This window comes from Streptomyces sp. NPDC040545, assembly GCF_055595065.1.
This window is the reverse complement of the sequence record NZ_JBVIWA010000008.1, coordinates 223,463-245,537: the sequence shown is the minus strand read 5'-3', so window position 1 is coordinate 245,537 and position 22,075 is coordinate 223,463. Positions and strand designations below refer to the sequence as shown.

General features: G+C 72.0%; 20 protein-coding genes. 7 read left to right on the top strand and 13 right to left on the bottom strand.

Annotated elements, in window-relative coordinates; all coding sequences use genetic code 11:
• Positions 1–173 precede the first annotated feature (173 nt).
• From ACZ573_RS18525 to ACZ573_RS18515, 3 genes are all read left to right on the top strand, one after another.
• Positions 174–944, top strand: a complete 771-nt coding sequence (locus ACZ573_RS18525) for a glycerophosphodiester phosphodiesterase family protein (RefSeq protein WP_393782097.1) — start codon at positions 174–176, stop codon at positions 942–944.
• Between the two features lie 67 nt (positions 945–1,011).
• A complete protein-coding gene (locus ACZ573_RS18520) occupies positions 1,012–2,457 on the top strand; it encodes an MFS transporter (protein WP_471305079.1) in 1,446 nt (481 codons plus the stop codon).
• A 313-nt stretch (positions 2,458–2,770) separates the two neighbouring features.
• Positions 2,771–3,145, top strand: a complete 375-nt coding sequence (locus ACZ573_RS18515) for an RNA polymerase-binding protein RbpA (protein ID WP_007262928.1) — start codon at positions 2,771–2,773, stop codon at positions 3,143–3,145.
• Between the two features lie 105 nt (positions 3,146–3,250).
• Here the strand turns inward: ACZ573_RS18515 and fxsA are convergent, their stop codons facing one another.
• The 4 genes from fxsA to ACZ573_RS18495 all read right to left on the bottom strand — a co-directional run bounded on the left by fxsA (position 3,251) and on the right by ACZ573_RS18495 (position 7,148).
• Complete coding sequence (gene fxsA, locus ACZ573_RS18510; RefSeq protein WP_471305076.1) at positions 3,251–3,841, bottom strand: FxsA family membrane protein; 591 nt, start codon at positions 3,839–3,841, stop codon at positions 3,251–3,253.
• A gap of 74 nt (positions 3,842–3,915) precedes the next feature.
• Complete coding sequence (locus ACZ573_RS18505) at positions 3,916–4,713, bottom strand: polyprenol monophosphomannose synthase (protein ID WP_471305074.1); 798 nt, start codon at positions 4,711–4,713, stop codon at positions 3,916–3,918.
• A gap of 303 nt (positions 4,714–5,016) precedes the next feature.
• The gene (locus ACZ573_RS18500; protein ID WP_471305073.1) at positions 5,017–6,645 is read right to left on the bottom strand and encodes an amidohydrolase; all 1,629 of its coding nucleotides are present in this window, start codon (positions 6,643–6,645) and stop codon (positions 5,017–5,019) included.
• A 62-nt stretch (positions 6,646–6,707) separates the two neighbouring features.
• The gene (locus ACZ573_RS18495; RefSeq protein WP_030011705.1) at positions 6,708–7,148 is read right to left on the bottom strand and encodes an Lrp/AsnC family transcriptional regulator; all 441 of its coding nucleotides are present in this window, start codon (positions 7,146–7,148) and stop codon (positions 6,708–6,710) included.
• Positions 7,149–7,365: 217 nt separating this feature from the next.
• Between ACZ573_RS18495 and ACZ573_RS18490 the strand changes: the two genes are divergently transcribed.
• Positions 7,366–7,845 carry a hypothetical protein gene (locus tag ACZ573_RS18490; RefSeq protein WP_471305070.1) on the top strand — a complete coding sequence of 160 codons (480 nt, stop codon included), beginning with the start codon at positions 7,366–7,368 and terminating at the stop codon, positions 7,843–7,845.
• 16 nt (positions 7,846–7,861) lie between these two features.
• On the opposite strand, the gene ACZ573_RS18485 is transcribed toward ACZ573_RS18490, so the two are convergent.
• From ACZ573_RS18485 to ACZ573_RS18475, 3 genes are all read right to left on the bottom strand, one after another.
• Complete coding sequence (locus tag ACZ573_RS18485; protein ID WP_382546226.1) at positions 7,862–8,953, bottom strand: phosphotransferase family protein; 1,092 nt, start codon at positions 8,951–8,953, stop codon at positions 7,862–7,864.
• A 15-nt stretch (positions 8,954–8,968) separates the two neighbouring features.
• The gene (locus ACZ573_RS18480) at positions 8,969–10,102 is read right to left on the bottom strand and encodes an Rv3169 family protein (protein WP_471305066.1); all 1,134 of its coding nucleotides are present in this window, start codon (positions 10,100–10,102) and stop codon (positions 8,969–8,971) included.
• 1,255 nt (positions 10,103–11,357) lie between these two features.
• Positions 11,358–11,918, bottom strand: a complete 561-nt coding sequence (locus ACZ573_RS18475) for a YrhB domain-containing protein (protein WP_471305064.1) — start codon at positions 11,916–11,918, stop codon at positions 11,358–11,360.
• A 134-nt stretch (positions 11,919–12,052) separates the two neighbouring features.
• Between ACZ573_RS18475 and ACZ573_RS18470 the strand changes: the two genes are divergently transcribed.
• Positions 12,053–12,289, top strand: a complete 237-nt coding sequence (locus ACZ573_RS18470; RefSeq protein WP_471305061.1) for a hypothetical protein — start codon at positions 12,053–12,055, stop codon at positions 12,287–12,289.
• A 6-nt stretch (positions 12,290–12,295) separates the two neighbouring features.
• Here ACZ573_RS18470 and ACZ573_RS18465 read toward each other — a convergent pair whose 3' ends face one another.
• The 5 genes from ACZ573_RS18465 to ACZ573_RS18445 all read right to left on the bottom strand — a co-directional run bounded on the left by ACZ573_RS18465 (position 12,296) and on the right by ACZ573_RS18445 (position 16,695).
• Positions 12,296–13,468, bottom strand: a complete 1,173-nt coding sequence (locus ACZ573_RS18465) for an acyl-CoA dehydrogenase (protein WP_382546234.1) — start codon at positions 13,466–13,468, stop codon at positions 12,296–12,298.
• A 146-nt stretch (positions 13,469–13,614) separates the two neighbouring features.
• Positions 13,615–14,313, bottom strand: coding sequence for a TetR/AcrR family transcriptional regulator (locus tag ACZ573_RS18460; protein ID WP_471305059.1), 699 nt, complete (start codon positions 14,311–14,313; stop codon positions 13,615–13,617).
• 94 nt (positions 14,314–14,407) lie between these two features.
• Positions 14,408–14,560, bottom strand: a complete 153-nt coding sequence (locus tag ACZ573_RS18455; protein ID WP_301372466.1) for an SCO1431 family membrane protein — start codon at positions 14,558–14,560, stop codon at positions 14,408–14,410.
• A gap of 222 nt (positions 14,561–14,782) precedes the next feature.
• On the bottom strand, positions 14,783–15,214 hold the full coding sequence (locus tag ACZ573_RS18450) for an SPW repeat protein (RefSeq protein ID WP_471305057.1): 432 nt from the start codon (positions 15,212–15,214) through the stop codon (positions 14,783–14,785).
• Positions 15,215–15,312: 98 nt separating this feature from the next.
• Positions 15,313–16,695, bottom strand: coding sequence for a peptidase C39 family protein (locus ACZ573_RS18445; RefSeq protein ID WP_471305055.1), 1,383 nt, complete (start codon positions 16,693–16,695; stop codon positions 15,313–15,315).
• Between the two features lie 137 nt (positions 16,696–16,832).
• Between ACZ573_RS18445 and ACZ573_RS18440 the strand changes: the two genes are divergently transcribed.
• Positions 16,833–17,465, top strand: coding sequence for a uridine kinase family protein (locus ACZ573_RS18440; RefSeq protein ID WP_471305052.1), 633 nt, complete (start codon positions 16,833–16,835; stop codon positions 17,463–17,465).
• A 380-nt stretch (positions 17,466–17,845) separates the two neighbouring features.
• Positions 17,846–19,765, top strand: coding sequence for an AAA family ATPase (locus ACZ573_RS18435; RefSeq protein ID WP_471305049.1), 1,920 nt, complete (start codon positions 17,846–17,848; stop codon positions 19,763–19,765).
• A gap of 67 nt (positions 19,766–19,832) precedes the next feature.
• Here the strand turns inward: ACZ573_RS18435 and ACZ573_RS18430 are convergent, their stop codons facing one another.
• Entirely contained in the window at positions 19,833–21,647 is a 1,815-nt protein-coding gene (locus ACZ573_RS18430) for a hypothetical protein (RefSeq protein WP_471305046.1), read from the bottom strand.
• Positions 21,648–22,075 lie beyond the last annotated feature (428 nt).

The window sequence follows — 22,075 nt, the reverse complement described above, 5'->3', positions numbered from 1 at the left end:
CGTATTGGATTGCTTCCGCCCCTACACCCTGTCACGCCGGGGGCCACCCGGACCAGGGGCGGGGGTACCTGAACGCCCGGCGGTGGGGGCCGCACGGCTGTGGCGGCGCGCCGTTCACCACGCAGCCATCGGGCCGCACCCTCCCCACGGGTAACAAGAGGCATACTGCCGCCGTGACGCACGTACGCCTTCGCCATCCGTATCTGGACCACCCGGCTCCGATCCCCTTCGCGCACCGGGGCGGTGCCGCGGACGGGCTGGAGAACACCGCCGCCGCCTTCCGCCGGGCCGCCGAAGCGGGCTACCGGTACTTCGAGACCGATGTGCACGCCACGGTCGACGGGAAACTCGTCGCCTTCCACGACTCCACGCTGGACCGGGTCACCGACGGCCGGGGCCGGATCGCCGAACTGCCCTGGAAGCGGGTCCGTGAGGCCCGGGTGGGGGGCACCGAGCCGCTGCCGCTCTTCGAGGAGCTGCTGGAGGAGTTCCCGGACGCCCGCTGGAACATCGACATCAAGGCCGAGTCGGCGCTCCACCCGCTGGTCAACCTGATCGCCCGGGCCGGGATCTGGGACCGGGTCTGCGTGAGCTCCTTCTCGGAGAGCCGGGTGGCCCGCGCCCAGAAGATCGCCGGGCCCCGGCTGGCGACCTCCTACGGCGTGCGCGGGGTGCTCGGCCTGCGGCTGCGCTCGTACGCCATTCCCGCGGCGCTGCGCGTGGGCGCGGTGGCGGCGCAGGTTCCGGAGACCCAAGCCGGCATCCGCGTGGTCGACCGCCGGTTCGTACGGACCGCGCACGAGCGGGGACTCCAGGTGCACGTCTGGACCGTGAACGAACCGGAACGTATGGAGGCTCTCCTCGACCTGGGTGTCGATGGCATCATGACCGACCGGATCGACATCTTGCGCACGGTGCTGGACCGGCGCGGGGCCTGGGCCTGACTCGCCCTTCACCCCGCGCCCGGGCCGGGATGCCGCTGCGGAACGGGACCAGCGAGGGGGACACCGCATGAGTGCGGAAGAGAGCAGCAGGACCGAGGAAGCGGAACCCGGGGCGGAGGACGGCAGAGCCGCGGCCGCCACGACGGCCGAGGCCGACAGGACCGCCAAGGCCGACACGGCCACCGCGTCCGCCGCGTCCGCCGAGCGCAGGCGCGAGCAGCGCGGCTGGTACTTCTACGACTTCGCCGTCTCCGTCTACTCGGCGAGCGTGCTGACCGTGTTCCTCGGGCCCTACCTGACCGCGGTGGCCAAGGCCGCCGCGGACGCCGAGGGCTTCGTGCACCCACTGGGCATCCCGGTGCGCGCCGGATCCTTCTTCGCCTACTCCGTCTCGGCCTCGGTGATCCTGGCCGTCCTGCTGATGCCGCTGGTGGGGGCCGTCGCCGACCGGACCGGCCGCAAGAAGCCGCTGCTGGCGGCGGCGGCCTACACGGGCGCCGCGGCGACCGCCGCCATGTTCTTCCTGGGCGGTGAGCGCTATCTGCTGGGCGGCCTGCTGCTCGTCGTGGCGAACGCCTCCCTGTCCGTCTCGATGGTGCTCTACAACGCCTACCTGCCGCAGATCTCCACCCCCGACGAACGGGACACCGTCTCCTCGCGGGGCTGGGCCTTCGGCTACACCGCCGGCTCGGTGATGCTGGTGGTGAACCTGGTGCTCTACATGGGGCACGACTCCTTCGGCCTCTCCGAGGGCATGGCGATCCGGATCTGCCTGGCCTCCGCCGGTCTGTGGTGGGGGGCCTTCGCCCTGATCCCGCTGCGCCGGCTGCGGGACCGGGCCGTGGTGCGGGAGCCGGGGGCGGCTCCGGCCGTCAGTGGCTGGAAGCAGCTCGTCGCCACCCTGAAGGACATGCGGCGCTATCCGCTGACCCTGTCGTTCCTGCTGGCGTACCTGATCTACAACGACGGCGTGCAGACCGTGATCTCCCAGGCCTCCGTCTACGGCTCGGAGGAGCTGAAGCTGGAGCAGTCCACCCTGATCGGGGCGGTGCTGCTGGTGCAGATCCTGGCGGTGGCGGGCGCCCTGGGCATGGGCCGCCTCGCCCGGATCCACGGAGCCAAGCGGACGATCCTCGGCTCGCTGGCCGCGTGGGCGGTGACGCTGGCGGCCGGATACTTCCTGCCGGCGCGGACGCCGGTGTGGTTCTTCGCGCTCGCCGCGATGATCGGGCTGGTGCTGGGAGGGAGCCAGGCGCTGTCGCGCTCGCTGTTCTCGCACCTGGTGCCGGCGGGCAAGGAGGCCGAGTACTTCTCGGCGTACGAGATGAGCGACCGGGGCCTGAGCTGGGTGGGGCCGCTGGTGTTCGGCCTGACGTACCAGCTCACGGGCAGCTACCGGGACGCGATCATCTCGCTGGTGGTCTTCTTCGCACTGGGATTCGTGCTCCTGGCGCGAGTGCCGGTGCGGCGCGCGGTGGAGGCGGCAGGCAATCCTGTACCGGAGCGGATCTGAGCGTGGGTCCGCGGGTGCGCCCCGCCCGGATCTGCGAACGAATTCCGAACGAATTTAGACGTTGAAGCAAAGGGCCGGTAGTGTACGCCTTTGGCCTGCCAGGCGGACCGTTACTGCGCGCTCAAGAAGCGTGGACGTTGGGTGACATCTGCTGCCAGATGTGACAAAACGGGCACTGGTGGGTACAACAAGGGGCGGCACGACGGGCGACGCACGACCCGGAGCGGGAATCTATACCGCCGACCGGACGTTGACCGGATGACGACGACAGCGACACCTGTCCTGTGGGCGACAAGCCCGGGAGGCACGATTCATGAGTGAGCGAGCTCTCCGCGGTACGCGCCTCGTGGTTACCAGCTACGAGACGGACCGCGGCATCGATCTGGCCCCGCGCCAGGCGGTGGAGTACGCATGCCAGAACGGACATCGATTTGAGATGCCGTTCTCGGTTGAGGCAGAAATTCCGCCGGAGTGGGAGTGCAAGGCGTGCGGCGCCATGGCACTCCTGGTGGACGGGGATGGGCCCGAAGAGAAGAAGGGCAAGCCTGCGCGAACGCACTGGGACATGCTCATGGAGCGACGCACCCGCGAGGAGCTGGAGGAAGTGCTGGCCGAAAGGCTCGCAGTCCTGCGTTCCGGCGCCATGAACATTGCCGTGCATCCGCGGGACAGCCGCAAGTCCGCCTGACAGCCGGACGGATACACAAGCCGAGGGGCCCCGCCACACATCGTGTGGCGGGGCCCCTCGGCTTTTCCGTGTTCTCCTCGCCCCACGGGCGGCTCCGCGGGCGCCCTACGGGGCCAGCGGCGGGCGGTACGCCGCGTCCGGGCCGTCCTGGTGGCCGGGCCGGTCCTCGCGGATGATCTCACCCTGGACGACCTTGCCGTCGGGGTAGTGGATGCGGGCCTGCTGGAAGGCGTCACCGAAGCTGCCGGCGGGGGCCGAGGCCATCTTCCGCTCCAGCGAACGGGCCGCCCTGCGGCCGATCCAGGCCCGGACGGGCGGCAGCAGCAGGACCAGACCCGCCACGTCGGAGATCAGGCCGGGCAGCATCAGGAGCAGGCCCGCCAGCATTGTGAGGCCGTTGCCCTGGCCGGGCTGCTGCGGAGTGGGCTGCAGCCCCTGCTGGGCCTGCTGGGCCTGCTGGGCCTGCTGGAAGGTGCTCGCCAGGTTCTTGAAGGCACGCCGCCCGGCCCGCTTGATGACCACCGCGCCCAGGACGATGCCGCCCACGAGCAGCGCGGCCACGGCGAGCCCGCCGGCCACGTCCGCGACCACGGTGAGCAGCCAGATCTCCAGGATCAGCCAGGCGGCGATCGCCAGGGGAAGGAACGTACGGGCGGGCGAGCGCCGCCGGGGGGCCGTGGAAATGCCGGTCGTCATAGCATCCAGTGTGCCTGGGGCCGCATAAAAGCGGCCTCAGCCGGAGGTACCGGACACCCCCTAGGGGGTGTCCGTCAGGTCCCGCTGCCCGGCTTGCCGGTCTCCGGGCCGCCGCCCTTGCCCAGCAGCTTGGAGGCCTGGGCCTTGATGCCCCACTGAGTGACCCGCCACAGCGCCTCGACCAGGATGTCCTTGCTCATTTTGCTGTCGCCGAACTCACGCTCGACGAACGTGATGGGGACCTCCACCACACGGAAGCCCTTCTGCACGGCCCTGCGCGCCAGGTCGACCTGGAAGCAGTAGCCCGCCGAGGCCACCTCGTCCAGCCCCAGCCCCTCCAGGGTCTCCCGGCGGAACGCCCGGTAGCCGCCGGTCACGTCCCTCATCGGGAGGTTCAGCATCAGACGGGAGTACGTCGAACCGCCGCGCGAGATGAACTCACGGCTCTTCGGCCAGTTCACCACCCGCCCGCCCGGCACCCAGCGGGAGCCGAGGACCAGGTCCGCGCCGGCCAGCGCGGTCAGCAGACGGGGCAGCTCCTCGGGCTGGTGGGAGCCGTCGGCGTCCATTTCGACGATCACCCCGTAGCCCTGTTCCAGGGCCCAGACGAAGCCCGCCAGGTAGGCGGCGCCCAGCCCCTCCTTGCCCCTGCGGTGGAGCACGTGGACGTGGTCGTCGCCGGCCGCCAGCTCGTCGGCGAGCTTGCCGGTACCGTCCGGACTGTTGTCGTCCGCGACGAGAATGTGGGCCTCGGGCACGGCCGCGCGCACACGCCCGACGATCAGCCCGATGTTCTCCGCCTCGTTGTAGGTCGGAATGATCACCAAGGCCGTACCGAGCGGTCCGTAGGTCCGCTGTCCGCCGTCGCTCACTGAGTCCCCTTTTGTGCGCTTGCACGTCCTGTACGTCTGGTCGCAGAGGATGACTTTAGAACAGTGGCCGGGGCCCGCGGTCCTTCGGGCCGGTCAGACGCCCGCTGGCTGCAGGCCGCCGTGACCGTTGTCTACTGGACCGCGGACCCCGACCCGGGGCCACCCGCCGCCCGGCGAAACCTCCCTCGCCCCCGAGGCGCGGGCGCGCTGCGCAGACGGAGTCGTCCGGCACGGACTTCCTGTGGTGGACCCGGCCGAACCTATCCGGGTCCGACCGCCCGTACCGAACCGAGGCCCACCGGATCACCCCTGTGGGCGTACGAATACCTCCCGGCCGCCGACGACGGTGGCGAGACACACCGGCAGTGCGGATCCGGGGGTCAGGTCGGGCAGCCCGGGGGTGCCCGAGCGGGGGTCGGTGGACCAGCGGGCGACCCGGTCGTCGGGGGCCTGGACGACCAGGTCACCCGTCTGCCAGACCGCGTAGTCGGCCGGTGCGCCGGGGACGAGGACGCCCGCGTCGTCGCGGCCCAGGGCCCGCCAGCCGCCCCGCGTGTGCGCGGTGAAGGCGGCCCGTACGGAGATCCGGTGCTCGGGGGTCCGGTGGAAGGCGGCCGCGCGAACGGTGCCCCACGGGTCGAGCGGCGTGACCGGCGCGTCCGAGCCGAAGGCCAGCGGGACACCGGCCTTGAGCATGGCGGCGTACGGGTTGAGGGTGCGGGCCCGCCCGGCGCCGAGCCGGTCGGCGTACATGCCGTCCTCGCCGCCCCAGGCCGCGTCGAACGCGGGCTGCACGGAGGCGGTCAGCCCCAGCTCCGCGAAGGCCGCGATGGTGGCCGGGGTCATCATCTCCGCGTGCTCCACCCGGTGCCGGGCGGCGCGGACCCGGGCCAGGCCGACCTTCTCGGCGGCCGCCCGGACGCCCTCGACGACGGCGGTGATCGCGGCGTCCCCGATGGCGTGGAATCCGGCCTGGAGACCCGCCTCGGTGCAGGCGGCCACGTGCTCGGTGACGGCGTGCACGTCGAGGTACTCGGTGCCGGTGTGCGCGGCGTCCGCGTACGGGGCGTGCAGGCAGGCCGTGTGCGAGCCGAGGGCGCCGTCGACGAACAGGTCTCCGGCGGCTCCGACGGCCCCGAGCTGCCCGGCCAGTTCCAGGTCCCGGTCGGCCCAGTACCCGAAGACGCGCGGCCCTGGCCGCTCGGCGGCCAGGGCGAGCAGGCCGGTGAAGTCCTCGGCGGAGGAGATCTCGGGACCGCCGCACTCGTGGACGGAACCGATGCCCAGGGAGGCGGCCCGGTCGAGGGCGGCCCGCTGGGCCTCGGCGCGCTGGGCCGGGGTGACGGCGGCCAGCGCGGACCGCCGTACGGCGTGGTGGTCGTCGCCGGTCAGCGGCCGGTCGCCCTCGGGCCGCACCCCCGGGACGAGGGCGAGCAGGGCGGTGGTGACCACGGCCGAGTGCACGTCGACGCGGCTGAGGTAGAGCGGGCGGCCGCCGGTGGCCTCGTCGAGCTCGGCGCGGTACGGGGCCCGGCGCTCGGGCCAGCGGGCGGCGTCCCAGCCGTGCCCGAGGAGCACCCGGTCGGCCGGGCGGCTCGCGGCGTACGTGCGTACGAGGTCCAGTGCGGCGGGCAGGGTGCGCGCCCCGGAGAGGTCCAGCCCGGTGAGGGCCAGGCCCGCGGAGGTGGTGTGGACGTGGGCGTCGGTGAAGGCCGGCGTGACGAGCGCGCCGCCGAGGTCGACGACCTCGTCCACGCCCTGCGCGAAGGCATCGGCGGCACCCTCGGAACCGACCCAGGCGATGCGGCCGCGCTCGACGACCATCGCGGTGGCGAACGGGTCGGCGGGGCTGTGCACCTCGCCCCCGCGGAGGAGAACGGTCCTGGTCGGTGCTCCGGCGGCGTCGGCGGAGTGGGCGGTGCGGTCAGTCATGCCGACCAGTGTCCCGCGTCGCCCACCCCGGCCCGACCACCGGGTCCCCGCTCGGGCGCGGGTCAGACGCGGGGCGGGCGCGCCTCGTAGGGGGTGGACAGGACGACCGTCGTGCGCGTCGAGACATGGGCGAGGGCGCGCAGGCGGCCCAGGAGGTCTTCCAGCTCCAGGGGGGTGGCGACGCGCACCTTCAGGATGTAGTTCTCGTCGCCCGCGACGCTGTGGCAGGCCTCGATCTCGGGGACGCCGGCCAGCCGGTCGGCGATGTCGTCCGGGGCGCTCGGGTCGAAGGGCTTGACCGAGATGAACGCGGTCAGCGGCAGGCCGACGGCCTCCGGATCGACCACGGCCGCATAGCCGCGGATGACCCCGCGCTGCTCCAGACGTCGTACTCGCTGATGGACTGCCGACGTGGACAGTCCCGTGGCCTTGCCCAGATCCGTGTAGCTCATCCGCCCGTCCCGCACGAGCAGATCAACGATCTGGCGGTCCAGCTCCTCCATTGCGCTCATAGCCGCTCAACTTACGGCCCAAGGGCGCTCCAGGCCCAGTGCTGTCCGCCCACTGGAGGCATCTGCGGCAGGCATGTGACCAAGGCCACAGGGGTATGCAGGTGGAGGCCTGTCTGTTGTGGTTACTCGTGACGCTCGACGGGAATTGGTTGCTGTGGCCGAGGCCGAAGAACCTGCCCGCCCGGCCCACCCAAGGGGGAGTACATCCATGCTGAACACCAAGCGCGCCGGTCGCACCGAACCGGAGCCCCTGGAACCGCTCGATTCCGGGGACGGACCGTACCCGGACGACGGCGGGGACGGCGATTACCTCGACGAGATCGAGGGATTCGAGATCCACCACGCGATCTGCCCCGACTGCGGCCAGTCGATCGCCCTTGTCGCGGACGAGGAGTTCCTGCCGCAGCACGCCCTCTGCCTGACCCCGTGGAACCCCTTCGGCCTCACCGTGTGCGCGGGCACCGGCCGGCCCGCGAGCGACGCCCTGCCCACCGTCGGCACGATCCAGCCGGTGGAGGCGCAGGAGCCCGAAACCGTCGTCCTGTCGGCCCTGCCCCAGGGCCTGGACTGGCGTACGCAGCCCTTCTCGCACGTCGGCGGGCCGGGCTCGCGCCCGGTCCGTGTGGTGAGCCCCGTGCTGCCGCGGCCGCAGGCGCAGACGCGGCAGCAGCACGCGCAGGCGGCCTGACGGCCGCTCCGTTCCTCTACCAGTACGTTCCCTGCACCATGGCGGCCAGGCTGGCATGGTGCAGGATCAGGCTGTCCGGGTCCGCCGGGACCTCGACCTCCCCGAAGTGGGCCTGCCGGTAGGCGATGCGCAGCATCACGATCCCGTGCCGCAGGGCCGCGTAGAGGGTGTGGAACTCCATGTCCCGCGGGGTGTGGCCGGTGAGCTCGGCGTACCGGCGCTCCAGGTCCTCGCGGCGCAGGAAGTCCGGCAGGCCGGGCTGGCCGAAGCCGACCGTGAGGTCCTGGAAGAACCGGTGCAGGTAGACGGTCCAGCCGAGGTCCACCTCGCGCGGGGCGTACGCCGCCATCTCCCAGTCCAGTACGGCCACCGGCGCGAAGCCGTCGTAGATGACGTTGCCGATGCGGGCGTCGCCCCAGTTGAGGACGGCGGGGCCCTCGTCCTGCGGCCACAGCTCCTCCAGGCGGGCGAACGCCCGCTCGATGAGCGGGGACGGTGCGAGCCCGCCCACCACCCAGGAGTAGTAGGCGCGTTGGGCGTCCACGTGCCGGCGCAGCGGCGTGCCCTCGCCGTCGGGGAGGAGGAACTCGGCCTCCTTGGAGGGGAACTGGTCGTGCAGCCGGGCCAGCAGCGAGATGCTCGCCTCCTGGAGGGCGGCGCGCTCGGCGTCGGTGGCGGCGTGCAGCCAGTTGCCCTCATAGGTGTAGGGCATGACATCGGGCGGGACCCGGCCCTCGGCACGGGCCATCACGAAGAACGGCGCCCCCAGCGGTCCCGGGTCCTCCTCCAGCCACTGCACGCGCGGAACGGGCAGGTCCGTGTGCTGGGCGACCAGGCTCATCACGCGGTGCTGGCGCGGCATGTCGTACGTCGGGAAGACGGTGTAGGCGGCCGGGTCGGCGGCGAGCCGCAGCGCGCAGGCGCGCAGCGGGGTGTCGGGGTGCTCTATGTCGAAGAGCAGGGTCTCGCTGGACATCCCGTTGGATCCGGGGACGGAGACGCCCGTGACCTGCGCGCCGGGGAGCCTGGTGTCCAGCCAGGCGGCGAGACGGCGACCGAGCTCCTCGGGCTCCCGGGTGGAGGTGCGCGGACGTGGTGCGGTGGCCATGATCGATCCCCTTTCCTACTGGGCGACGGAGGAGTGGTCGGCGAATCCGCTCGGGTCGTGACGGCCGAAGCTGCCGTGTTCGAAGATGCCGTGGCCGATCCGCCCGTCGAGGGTGAAGCGGGCCGAGTGGTCCGTCACCCCGAAGGCGGCCATCGGGTGGGCCGCGGGGTCGGAGAGGTCGTAGACGCGGCGATCGCTCCAGCCGCGCCCCTGCCAGGTGCCGTGCTGCCAGTCACCGGCCGGCGGATATCCGGCGCCGACGGCGAGCGGGGAGGAGTTCAGGATCTCCACGCCCAGTTCGAGGGGCTTGCGGGAGGGGTCGGTGAGGTGGACGACCGCCCGCTCGGGGTGCCGGGTGCCGGGCCGGTAGCGGATCTCGGTGTGCGGCCAGCCGAGTTGGACGTCGTGGCGGCCGCTGCCCTCGGGGAAGACCTGCACGGCCTCGTTCAGGGTGCGGTGGCCGTCGGCGTCCTCCTGGGCGATGACCATGACGAAGCGGTCCTCGAAACGGACCGGGATCCACAGCCAGTGGAAGCCCTCGGGCCGGTACTCCTCGGCCGCGCGGCCCCCCTCCTCCCCCGGGATCGGCCGCACGCCCCAACTCCGGTCGCGGGTGCCGGTCCACTCCCCCGGCGTGAGGGTGAACTCCTCCCCCTTGGCCCGGATGGTTCCGGTCACCTGGCCGGCCTGCACGAAGCGGCGGCCTTCCAGCATGAGGCGGTCGCCGCGCCGCTGGACGTGGTGCGGCTCCCAGACGGCGGGGAACTCGGCGGTCCAGGTGATGTCGTACGAGAGCCCGTCCGGGTCTGCCGGATCGGCGGCGCAGCGCAGCGTGAGCTGCTTGAGCGGCACGTCGACGGTGATGGACAGGGGCCCCACCGAGAGGTTCATCCGGTCGTCGGTGAGGGCGTCGGAGGCCCGGACGGCGAGCAGCTCGTCGCCGACGCGGAGGGTGGCATAGGCGTCGATGACCCCGGCGTTGGGGTAGACGCCGAGGCCGAGTATCAGGACGGCGCGGCCGGCGTGGTCGAAGACGTGGAAGATGCACCGGTCGTAGGCGTTGCGGTCACCGCTGACGACGTGCTTCATCGACAAGGGCGCCTGGTGGATGGGGTATTCGTCGAGCGCGACGGGCCGGTCGGCGGGCATGGCGAACCTCCTGGACGTACGGCTTCGGGGCAGCGCGGGGCGGCTACGGGGGGCTACGGGGACTACGGGGGGCTACGGGGGGGGAGCGCGGGCGGATATGACGGTACGTCAGAAACTGGCTCGGGGGCCACCCTTCTGGCACGCTCTGACAGAGCGGCGCGATGTGCCGGGAGTGGGGCGGGGGGCGCGGGTCGGGCGGGCGGAATCGAGAAGCGCGGCGGGGGTGTGGGTGGGCGGGAGCCGCTCGGGCGGAATCAGAGTGGCGTATGGGGGTTTCCCGTCAGCCTCATCGTCTCTCCGTGTCGGGCCGGTCCCTCAAGGGCGCTCGTTCCTCGCGTCGCTTCGCGATGTCGCTGCGCTCCACCTTGACCGACCGACCCGCCCCGGACATACGAAGACTGCCGGGAAACCCCCAAAGGAACGGGCCGGTCCATGCCTTCAAGGACGGGGACATCAGAGATGCGCGGGGAGTCCCGGTGAGCACGGTCCAGAGACGGGTCCCATCACAGCCGCCCTGCCATGTCGGGGGAGGCGCGCCAAATCGCTACGCGCTCCTCATCTCTTAGCGTCGCCACTCCGTCCTGGGCTGGACACAGGCCGCCCCAGATCGCTACGCGCTTCTCCACGACCGCGACCGACGGCCGCCAGGGGCTGAATGCTCGCTATTCCGTCGTGAAGCCGGGCCAACGCGAGCATCACCCCACAAGCTCCCAGCCAAACAGGGGTAATTGGGGCAAACGGTCAGCCCTTCTGGCTGCCCACCTGCGCTGACCCGCATCCACGACGAAATAGCCGCAGTTTCACGCCTTCCCACCCCGGTCAGCCGCCGGACGCCTCCCACGAGGAGCGCCTACGGGTCGTGGGCGGCCTATGCCCAGCCCAGGACGGTCGTCGGACGCTGAGAGATGAGAAGCACGTAGCGATCGGACGCGCCTCCCCCGACACGGGCCATGATCTGTGATGGGCCCCGCCTCTCGGTCGTGCTCGCCGGGATCTCCTCGCGCATCTCTGACCGGCCCGTCCTGATCCTTGAGTGCCCGGCCCGTTCCTTTGGGGGCTTCCCGGCAGTCTTCGTATGTCCGGGGCGGGCCGGTCGGTCAAGGGTGGAGCGCAGCGACATCACGCAGTGACGCGACGAAGGAGCGCCCTTGAGGGACCGGCCCGACACGGAGAGACGATGAGACTGACGGGAAACCTCCATACGCCTCTCTGATTCCGCCCGAGTGGCTCCCGCACGCCGAAGCCGCCCCGCCCTCTACAGGACCGGGCCCGCCAGCGTTTCCACGGGCAGAGCCGCCGAGGCGGCCTCTTTCCGGGTCAGGCTCGCCAGCTCCTCCGGCGGTTCGGCGCCGTCCCGGACGGTCGCTACGTAGGCCTTCGACTGCTGCAGGCTCAGCCGCGGGGCCTGCTTGCGCAGGTGGCTCATGGCGGCCACGAGGCCGGCCGAGTTCGCGAGCTCACGAACGGCGGCGGCCAGTGCATCGGGCGGTCTGACGCCCTTGGTCTGCAGGAGGTATTGCTCCTCCCAGCCCTCGTCCAACCACCAGGCGGCGGGGACGTAGTGGATGCTCCCGTCGTGCCGGTCCACCAGGCAGTGACCCCCGCCACCCATGAGGCTGTCGCTCGCGTCACGGGTGCGGGCGTACTCCGCCGTGTCCCAGAAGGCGAGCCAGCCGACCGCGTATTCCTCCACGTAACAGACGGCCAGCTCGGGTGCCGGCCCCCTCCACGGCCATGTCAGCCGGTCCCTGGCCAGGTAGGAATCGACGAGCTCGACGGCGCGCTCCTTGGAGATCACCGTTTCATTCTTCACCATCGCCCTCAGGCGGTGGCCGGACGCCGACCGCCCCACCCCGCCCCGACCGCCCCGACCGCCCCCGGCGACACCTCGAACGGATAGCCGCACCCCGGGGGCGATTACCCGGTCCTTCGGTTCGGCGTTGGCCGGGTATGACCATGCTTCAGTCTTCAACGGGCCGAAGGCGTCGCCCGGCGGCGCCGGGTTTCGAAGAATCGGTTCAGCGTCCGCGTGAGCAGGCGCAGCAGGTGCCCGATCCGCCGATCTACCTGGATCTGCTGGCACGGTGGGCCGATGCCGGCCGGACGCTGCCCGGCCGGCGTGACCCGGAGTGGTCGCGGCTCACGTCCTCCCCGGTCTGGCCCGCCACCAGCAGCGGGTTGTACTGACCGCGGTCAGCGCGTCTCCGGGCCCGCCAGGTGGCGGGCGATGACCATGCGCTGGATCTGGTTGGTGCCCTCGACGATCTGGAGCACCTTCGCCTCCCGCATCAGCCGCTCGACGGGGAAGTCCGCCGTGTAGCCGTATCCGCCGAGGACCTGCACCGCGTCCGTGGTGACGGCCATCGCCGCGTCCGTGCAGAACAGCTTGGCCATGGCCGCCTGGCGGGAGAACGGCTTGCCCGCGTCCCGCAGCCGTGCCGCCGCGAGGTAGAGCGCCCGGCCCGCCTCGATCTTGGTGGCCATGTCGGCCAGCATGAAGCGCAGCCCCTGGAAGTCCGCGATCGGGTGCCCGAACTGCTTGCGGTCCAGCGCGTACGTCAGGGCCTCGTCCAGTGCGGCCTGGGCGACGCCGATGGCGCAGGCGGCGATGCCCAGGCGCCCGGCGTCCAGTGCGGCCAGTGCGATGGTGAAGCCCTGGCCCTCCTCGCCGATGCGGCGGGCGTCGGGGACCCGTACGCCGTCGAAGTGCAGCTGGGCGGTGGGCGAGCCCTTCATGCCCATCTTCTTCTCGGGCACGGCCGCGGTCAGGCCCTCCGCGTCCCCGGGGACCAGGAAGGCCGTGATGCCCTTGGGGCCCTGGGCGCCGGTGCGAGCGAGGACGGTGTAGAAGTCGGCGACGCCGCCGTGGGTGATCCAGGCCTTGGTGCCGGTGATGATCCAGTCGTCGCCGTCGCGCACCGCCTTGGTGGAGAGCGAGGCGGCGTCGGAGCCGGCGGCCGGCTCGGAGAGGCAGTAGGCGCCCAGCAGGCCGCCGCCGAGCATCGCGGGCAGGTGGGCGCTCTGCTGCTCCTTGGTGCCGTAGCCGGCGAGGCCGTGGCAGGCCAGGGAGTGCACGCTGACGCCGAGGCCGACGGTCAGGCGGGCTGCGGCCAGCTCCTCCAGGACCTGGAGGTAGACCTCGTACGGCTGCTCGCCGCCGCCGAATTCCCCGGGGTACGGAAGACCGAGCAAGCCGGCCTCGGAGAGCAGGGTGAAGACCTCCCGCGGGAACCGGCCGGAGTCCTCCTCCTCGGCCGCCTTGGGGCGGATCTCCCGCTGCGCGATCTCGCGTACGAGGGCGAGGAGGTCCCGGGACTCCTCGGTGGGCAGCTGTCGGTCCACCGGCTGCGGGGCGCGGTCAGTCATGGCGGCGCTCTCCTCCCTGGTCGGGCACGGCGGCGACGCGTGAGGTGTGGGACGCGCCGCCGGGTCTCGGTAATCTCACAGCCGATGTTGCCCTCCGGGTTGCGGAAGGGGCGGTTCAGCGGCTGCGGCGGCTTGAGTATGCCCGATCAGGGGCTTCCCGTCACCGGGGCAAGATCACCGAGTGGATCGAGCGGCTCTTCGGTGCCGGGAGGTGCCGGACACTCCGGGACGAACTCCTCGATCACCTCCAGTGTCGCGCGCAGCTGGCGCACCAGCAGGGCTCCGAGCTCGGTGCGATCGGGCCGGTCGGACCGGTCGGGGGCGCTCAGTGCCCCGATCCAGTCCAGGGTGGTTCCTTCGACCCCGGAGAGCCAGCCCACGAGGGCGAGCCGGGCGATCGGCGGGAGGGTGCGGCGTCCGTACGCGCCTTCGGCGATGGTGGCGACGAGCTCCTCGCGGACGGAGTCGCGGATGGCGAGGACCTCGGCGTCGGAGCCGACGCCGCCGGTGACGATGGTGCGGTAGGCGGCGTGGTGGTGCTCGGCGTAGTGCAGGTAGGCGTCGATGGTGCGGCGGACGCGCTCCGCGCCGGGGAGGCCGGTGTCGCCGCCGGCCCGGGCGACGAGCTCGGCCACGGAGTCCTCGACGATGGCGAGGTAGTAGCCGCGCTTGCTGTCGAAGTAGTAGTAGATCAGCCCCTTGGCGACGCCCGCATGTTTGGCGATGTCGTCCATGGAGAGCGCGTCGTACGCGGTGTCGGCGAACAACTTGCGCCCGGTGGCTATGAGTTCGGCCCTGCGCGCCTGCGATCGGCCGGTCGTTCCACGCTGTTGACCATTATTCAAGTTCAGCCCTAGCCTCGAACTGCCACGAGACGCCCACCCTAGGGCAGATCTCGCGGTCGGGTCCGACGCCTCGTGATCCCGGAGCGGGAGGGGCTCAGAGCCAGCCGACCTGGGTGACGAACATGGCGACGACGACCACGAGGGTCCAGCCGAGCACGTGCTCCAGCCAGCTGGAGTCGTCCTTGGGGCCTCCGGTCCGGACGAGGTCCCGGGGCACGGCGATGGGGGCGGCGCTGTCGGCAGTCATGACGTCCATTGTGCCAGCGTTCGCGGCTTTCGCGGTAGGGACGTCACGGGTGGCATGCGTCACGCAAACCCCGACATACAGGGACAGGGACAGAGGCAGAGGCAGGGACAGTGGCGGGGGCCGATCCGGGCAGCACCGCCCCGGCGGCGGACGGCCGGGCCCCGACCTCCTCGGACGGGACCCGGCGCGCTCATTCATCCGGCGCCTCCTCCGGCGCCCCGGTCAGGCGCGGGACCCCCGGTCGCGGCTCGCCATGCCCGCCATCGCCAGGCCGAGGCACAGGGCGACACCTCCGGCGATCACGTTGCTGACCACCGTTCGCGTCGTGTCCATCTCACCGGCGATGGCCCACGGGGCGATGATCGTCCACGCACCGAGGGCGACCGCCGTCCACGCCATCGCGTGGGTGCGCTCATAGGCGGAACCCAGACCGCTCATGCACAGGCAGAAGGCCAGGCCGGCGATCAGGTTGTTGATGGCCAGCGGGGTGAGGCCGCTGAATCCGACGATCCAGGGCGAGGCAGCCAGGTACAGGCCCGTGATCAGGGCCAGTGCTTCGACGGCCTGTGCCCGGGGAGTGCTGGTCACCCGCTCGAACCGGGTGCGCATCTCGGCGAGATCGGGGTGGTGCTCGATGCTGGGATGGGTGGTCATGGCCGGCCGCCTCCTACTGAGAAGCCTTTATCTGCCATTTACCCCACTATGTTCCGCTTATCCATACCCCTTGGTCAACGGGAAACTTCGCGGCATTCTCACAGCACCCCCACCGCCCGCAGCGCCCGGAACCGCGTCCGGCTCAGGCGGGCCGGCGCGTAGAGGTAGCAGATCCCGCCGGAGCCCGAGGTGACCTTGCCGGAGGCCCCCACGCGCTTGGTGCGCAGCCAGATGTTCTCCCACTCGGCGCGCTTGTAGACGCGGCGCACGGCGGGGTTGTCCCGTGAGTGGGGGTCGTTCGCGATCACGTCCCCGGCGGCGGTGAAGCCGATGACGGTCATCAGGTGGCCGGCGGTGCCGTAGCCCGCGCCCGTGAGCTCGTCGGGGCGGAAGGACTGGGAGGTGATGGCCGGGATGCCGGACCGGACCAGGGTTTCCAGGTCGGCCAGGGAGGTGAGGCGGGTGACGACCCCGGCCAGCCCGCGGTAGGTGGCGGCGTACGCGGCGTTGAAGGGCCAGTTGCCGCAGCCCTTGTAGGCGGCGTCGTAGGTGGAGCGGGCCGCGTGGCAGATCTGCGGGTCGGAGTATTTCGGGTCGACCCAGGTCAGGGCCGACGGGGCGGCCTTGCCGCCCCAGTACTCGATGATCATCTGCGAGGAGGTGGGGCTGCACCAGGCCTCGCCGCCGTTGTCGTACTCGGGGTAGCGGCCCGCGTGGACCTCCTGCGAGTAGCGCGGGACCTTCAGCTCGTGGGCCGTACCGGACGGGGCGGAGGCCGGGACGGTGAAGCGGTCCGGGACGTCGGAGACCATGGCGCCCGCGAGCCGTACGGTGGGACCGCGCTCGGCGCCGGGCCTGCGGTGGAGGGTCAGGCGCAGTTGCCAGGCCGCGATCCGCAGGCCTGCGGTGGCGGCCGGGGCGTCGAGGGCCAGGGTGTCGGTCCAGACGGTGGACCTGCCGTCGCTCTGGCCGTCCACCGAGGTGCGGCGGATGTCCGTGTCACCGGAGGCCCAGCGGCCCATCACGTACCAGGGGGTGGCGGTGCCGTCGGTGTAGGTGCCGCGCAGTTCGATCTGGATCCAGGTCCCGGCCGGGGTGCGGGCGTTCCAGGAGGCGATGGCCTCGGTGGCGGGCACGGTGGAGCGGTGCACGGGGGAGGTCCAGGTGGCGTACTCCCAGGTGCTCTTGCGGCCGGTGTGCGGGTCGGCGTATTCGGTGCGGCCGACGGCCGTGGCGATCTCCAGGCCGGGGCGGGCGCCGCCGACGGCGGTGGTGCCCCGGTGGGTGCCGGCGAGCCAGTGGCCGTAGGAGTACCAGAAGCGGTTGTCGACGGTACGGCCCGGGGGCCGTGGGGCGGGAGGGGCGGGAGGAGTGGGAGGGGCCGCCGAGGCGCTGCCGCCGGATACGGTGGCGGCGGTGGCCGCGGTGGCGACCGCGAGTGCGGCGACGAGTACGGCCCTGCGCGGCGTGGGTTCGGTCATCGCGTGTTCCCCCAGGGTGGGTCGGTACTTCGGCAGCTCTTCGGCGGCTCTCGGGTGGCATCCGGCATCACCCTTCCAGTTCCCGGCGGCGGCGGCCCGAAGCCACGGGTCGTGTCGGGCCTGTCTACGCTGGTCGGGTGGAGTCACAGCAGTCACTTGAGTCACTCGCCCGGGAGCTCGCCGCCCTGCCGCCCTCCCTCGGTCCGGTGCGCCTGATCGGGATCGACGGGCACGCCGGATCCGGGAAGAGCACCTTCGCGGGGCGGCTCGCCGAGGCGCTGGGGGCGCCCGTACTGCACCTGGACGACGTGGCCACCCACGAGGAACTGTTCGACTGGGAGGAGCGGCTGCGCGCGCAGGTGCTGGAGCCGCTCGCCGCCGGACGGCCCGCGCACTGGGCCCCGTACGACTGGGTGGAGCGCCGGTTCGGGCCGGAGCGGGTGCTGGAGCCGGCGCCGGTGCTCCTGGTCGAGGGGGTCGGAGCGGGGCGGGCGGCGCTGCGGCCGCGGCTGGCGCGGCTGCTGTGGATGGAGACGCCGCGCGAGCAGTCCTGGCAGCGGGGGCGAAACCGGGACGGGCGTGAACTTTCCGACTTCTGGGACGGATGGGAGCGCGCGGAGCGCGCGCACTTCTCCAACGACCCTTCGCGCCCCTTCGCCGACACCCTGGTACGCCAGAGCGGTACGGGATACGAGTGGTCTTCCGGGGCCCGTGCGACCGCAGGAACCTCCGCTTCCGTCACCGGGAGTGACGGCCTCCCCCGGGCCTGAACGCCCCTGGAAATCCGCTCCGCCGGGGCCCCGGCCGACCCGCTTGACCTCGGGCCCGCAGCGGCCTTACGTTCTCAATGCGAGGCCTTTACCGGCCGCCGCGGACACGAAGCCCCCGGTTGTTCCCCCGTGATCGGGGGCTTCGTTCTGCCCGCGAACCCCCTCCCCGGCGGTGTCACGCGAGGCCGATCCGCCCCAGTTCTTCACCCTGAGTCACCGGCCGCCCCGGGGGCGCACGCCGGAACCGTGCCTGTCGCGCCCTACGTAAGGTGCGTGAGCGCAGGTACGATGCAGCCCTGATTTCATCGGCGCAGTGGGCAACTCATGTGCTCGTCACGGAGGTTGCCGCGCACCACGGGGGCAGGCTTGTGGGGGACGTGATGGATTTCGGCACGCCGGGCAGCATGCACGCCCCGGCCGAACTCGCCTGGCTGCGCGGGGTCGACGCCTGCACCATGGGCGCCTATCCGCAGGCCGAGGAGGAGTTCCGGGCGGCCGTACGACTCGACCCCACCATGGCTGACGCATGGCTGGGCCTGCACGCGCTCCGGGTCGACACCGGCAACGCGTTACTTCGGATGTACGCCCACCGGGACCGGTTCGGCGAACAGCGCGCCCGGCATCGGCGGACGCTGAACTCCTGGTACTGGCTGGGCTGGTGGGTGCAGCCGGTGCTGGAGAGCCGGCGCGACCTGCTCCTCGCCCACGCCTCGCACTGGCTGGACGGCCGCCACGTGCCCGAGCTGGACCAGGCGCTGGCCGCGCTGCCGCCGGTGGACACCGACGCGCAGGTGCGGTTCCTGCACGCCTGCCGGGCCTATCTGGTCAAGGACTGGGAGCAGCTGGTCCGGCACACCGAGCCGCTGGTCGACGATCCGCTGCTGGGCATCGAGGCGGGGCTGTTCGGCGGGATGGCCCGGGTCCGGCTGGAGATGTACGGGCAGGCGGAGCCGATGCTGGCGGCGGCGCTGATGCGGTGTCGCAGCGAGCAGCCCCAGCGCAAGGAGCTGCGGTACTGGCTGGCGCGGGCGCGGGAGGGCACCGGGCGCAGTGCGGCCGCGCTGCCGCTGTACCGGGCGGTGCACCGGGTGGATCCCTCGTTCATGGACACCGCGGCCCGGCTGACGGCCATCGAGGACAGCGACGACACCGACAACGTGGCCGATCTGGCGGGACTGGCGGGGTACGCCGCGTACGGGGGCTACAGCGGGCACGGCCCGTCCCCGGCCGGCGGGGACTTCGCGGCGGTCGCGCTGGGCGGCGGGCCCGTCCAGGACATCGCGGCGGACGGCCAGGCCGAGGCCGATCCGCTGGCTCCGCCCACTCCCCCGGCGGGACGCGTGGAGGGGGCTCGGCGCAAGGCGCCGGTCCCGCCGCAGGGCACGCCCGAGGGGCTGCCGGCCGGGCCGGCGGACCCGGCGGCGCTCGCCGAGGCGCTGGCGGAGCTGGAGCGGATGGTGGGCCTGGAGCCGGTCAAGCGGCAGGTGAAGGCCCTTTCTGCGCAGCTGCACATGGCGCGGCTGCGGGCGGGTCAGGGGCTGCCGGTGCAGCCGCCGAAGCGGCACTTCGTGTTCTCCGGCCCCTCCGGGACGGGCAAGACGACGGTGGCCCGGATCCTGGGCCGGGTCTTCTACGCGCTGGGGCTGCTCGGCGGCGACCATCTGGTGGAGGCCCAGCGGGCCGACCTCGTGGGCGAGTTCCTCGGGCAGACGGCGGTGAAGGCGAACGAGCTGATCGATTCGGCGATCGGCGGGGTGCTGTTCGTGGACGAGGCCTATTCGCTGTCGAACTCGGGCTACAGCAAGGGTGACGCGTACGGCGACGAGGCCCTGCAGGTGCTGCTGAAGCGGGCCGAGGACAACCGGGACCACCTGGTGGTGATCCTGGCGGGCTACCCGGCCGGGATGGACCGGCTGCTGGCCGCCAATCCGGGGCTGTCCTCGCGCTTCACCACCCGGGTGGACTTCCCCAGCTACCGGCCGCTGGAACTGACCGCGATCGGCGGGGTGCTGGCGGACGCGAACGGGGACCACTGGGACGAGGAGGCGCTGGAGGAGCTGCGCAGCATCAGCGCCCACGTGGTGGAGCAGGGGTGGATCGACGAGCTCGGCAACGGCCGCTTCCTGCGGACCTTGTACGAGAAGAGCTGCGCCTACCGGGACCTGCGGCTGGCGGGCTTCGCCGGTGAGCCGTCGCGGGACGACCTGGCGACGCTCCGGCTGCCGGACCTGATGCAGGCGTACGGGGAGGTCCTGTCGGGCCGCGGCCCCCAGGAGCGGCCGGAGCCCCCGGCCCTGTGAGCGTGTGAGGCGGACACGCCGCCGGGGCCCGTCGTGACGGGCCCCGGCGGCGTGCGGACCTGAGCGGTCACTTCTTCGGCTGGCGGCCGCAGACGAGGTCGTGGTTCTTGGCGGTGGTGTTGGCGCAGAAGAGGCTGGGCCGCTCCGGCGGCACGAAGACGTACTCGTGCAGCTCCATGTTGACCGGCTGGCACTCCTGCTTGCCCTTGTACGGCGAGTACTTGGGGCACTTCCCGTTCGGCAGCTGCTGCAGGTGCGCGCGGAGCGCGTCCAGGCCGAGGTCCTCGATGCCCGGGTTGGTGGACGGCATGAAGCGGTTGGCCGACCAGGAGCCGCCCATGGCGGCGAACAGGGCGGTCACGCAGATCAGGCCGGCGGCCACCTGGGACAGCAGGCGCGGGGAGATCCGGGCGGCCCGGGCCGGGGCGACCTCCTCGAGCGTGCCGCGGATCCAGCCGAAGACGCGCTCGTAGGTGAGCATCAGGCCGAGCACGGCCAGGATGATCAGGCAGTAGAAGATGATCCAGGTGGTGCGCGGGTAGAGCTGGACGGCCTGGTCGTGCGCCATGTGGGAGGCGAACCAGAAGCGCAGCAGCCAGGCGCCGGCGAGGACGAAGCCGGCGGTGCGGACCACGACGTTGCGCATGCCGAGGCCCACGCCGATGGCCACGCCCAGGAGCAGCAGGATGCCGAAGCCGGTCTGGCCGGCCAGCTCGCCGGACACCGGGAAGTTGTGGTAGCTCAGCTCGCCGGCGCGGTCGGACGCCCAGCCCATCACGTAGGCCGGGTCGAGGTAGGTGTTGATGTAGGCGTAGCGGTCCACCGTCGAGGCGCCCAGGCGGGCCAGCTGGTACAGCAGCGGCGCGCCGATGACGGCCGCGGTGGCCAGCATGGCGCCGAGGAAGGTCAGCGCGCGCTTGACGACGACCCGGCCGCCGCGCCACGGGAACAGCAGCAGGCCGAGGACGAACGCGCCCGGCGCGGCCCACAGGTACCAGCCGGAGTACCAGAGGAACATGACGCCGAACACGACGCCGAAGCCGAGGCCGCGCAGCACCGCCGAGCGCGTGGTGAGCCGGTCGGCCCGGCGGATCTCGCGGAAGGCGGCGGCCAGCAGCGGCAGCAGGACGAGCATGGAGCCGTGGCTGTAGGGGCGGATCGGGTCGAGGAAGACGATCGACGCCGGCACGGCGATGGCCATCGCCCAGAACGGACGCAGCATCAGTCGCCACGCGAGGTAGGCCATCGGTCCGACCAGTGCGCTGAGGATCAGCTGCAGGTCCTTGAGCGCGTGGCCGACGCCGGCGATGCCGTTGTGGAAGACCTTGGCCCAGAGCGCGAGGAGGGCGGGGAACAGGGGCGGGTAGACCCCCGGCAGGCCCTTGTGGCGCATCATGTCGTTGGCCATGCCCATGAGGTTGCCGGGGTCGCCCTCCTGGCCGCCCAGGCCCCACGGGGTGCCGTTCAGGGCGACCGCGATGCCGCCCGCGACGATACCGGTGGCCAGGCCCGCGAGGGCGGCGCACACCAGCCGCTGCGCGACCTGGTAGTGGCGCAGCGTGCCCCGGTAGGCGAGGAACAGCAGGACCGCGAGGACCGGTATGCCGATCAGCGCCAGGTACTGCTGGACCTTGGCGAGGCCGCTGACCTGACCGATCCGGGTGACGGGGTTGACGCTGATGTGCGTGCAGAGCAGCATGAAACCGAGAGCCGCGACGACACTGACCACGACCTCCCCCAGCGGGAGGAACCAGCGTTTCTGCGTCCAGCGGTCGAAGCGGCCGCCCGACCGGGCCGTCGACTTCCCGTCGGACGGGGCGCCGTCGGCGCCGTCCGGCGTGCTGGAGGGGGCGCCGATGATGTTCGGTGCCAAATCCGTCATGTCACATCGCTTCCGTGAAGCGGCACTCTGCCGCAGGTCGGGCCGGCTCGACAGGGCGAGCGAGGCCGGCGGGCGGCGGCCGGGACACCCGGCCGACACGCGTCCCCGGCATGCCGACGGGACTCCACGCCGGACACGCTAGCAAACCGGCATCATGCCCCCGCCGACCCACTGGTCGAACAGGAGCCCGATCGATCGCGAGGCGGCCGACGTACGGTGACCAGGCCCCTCGGCAACCCGGGGGTACCACAGTCGGAGCCGGACCGGGAAACCGGAAGATCCCCAGGGCCGTAGTGTTCCGTGTCGCGACCCGTGAAGTCCAACTCAAGTACCCGAACCGACGATCCGGCCAACAAGACGGCCGGGAGCCGATCGAGGTTCACCGAGACGCGCACGAATCGGCTCCGGGTGACCTACTTCACACCCGG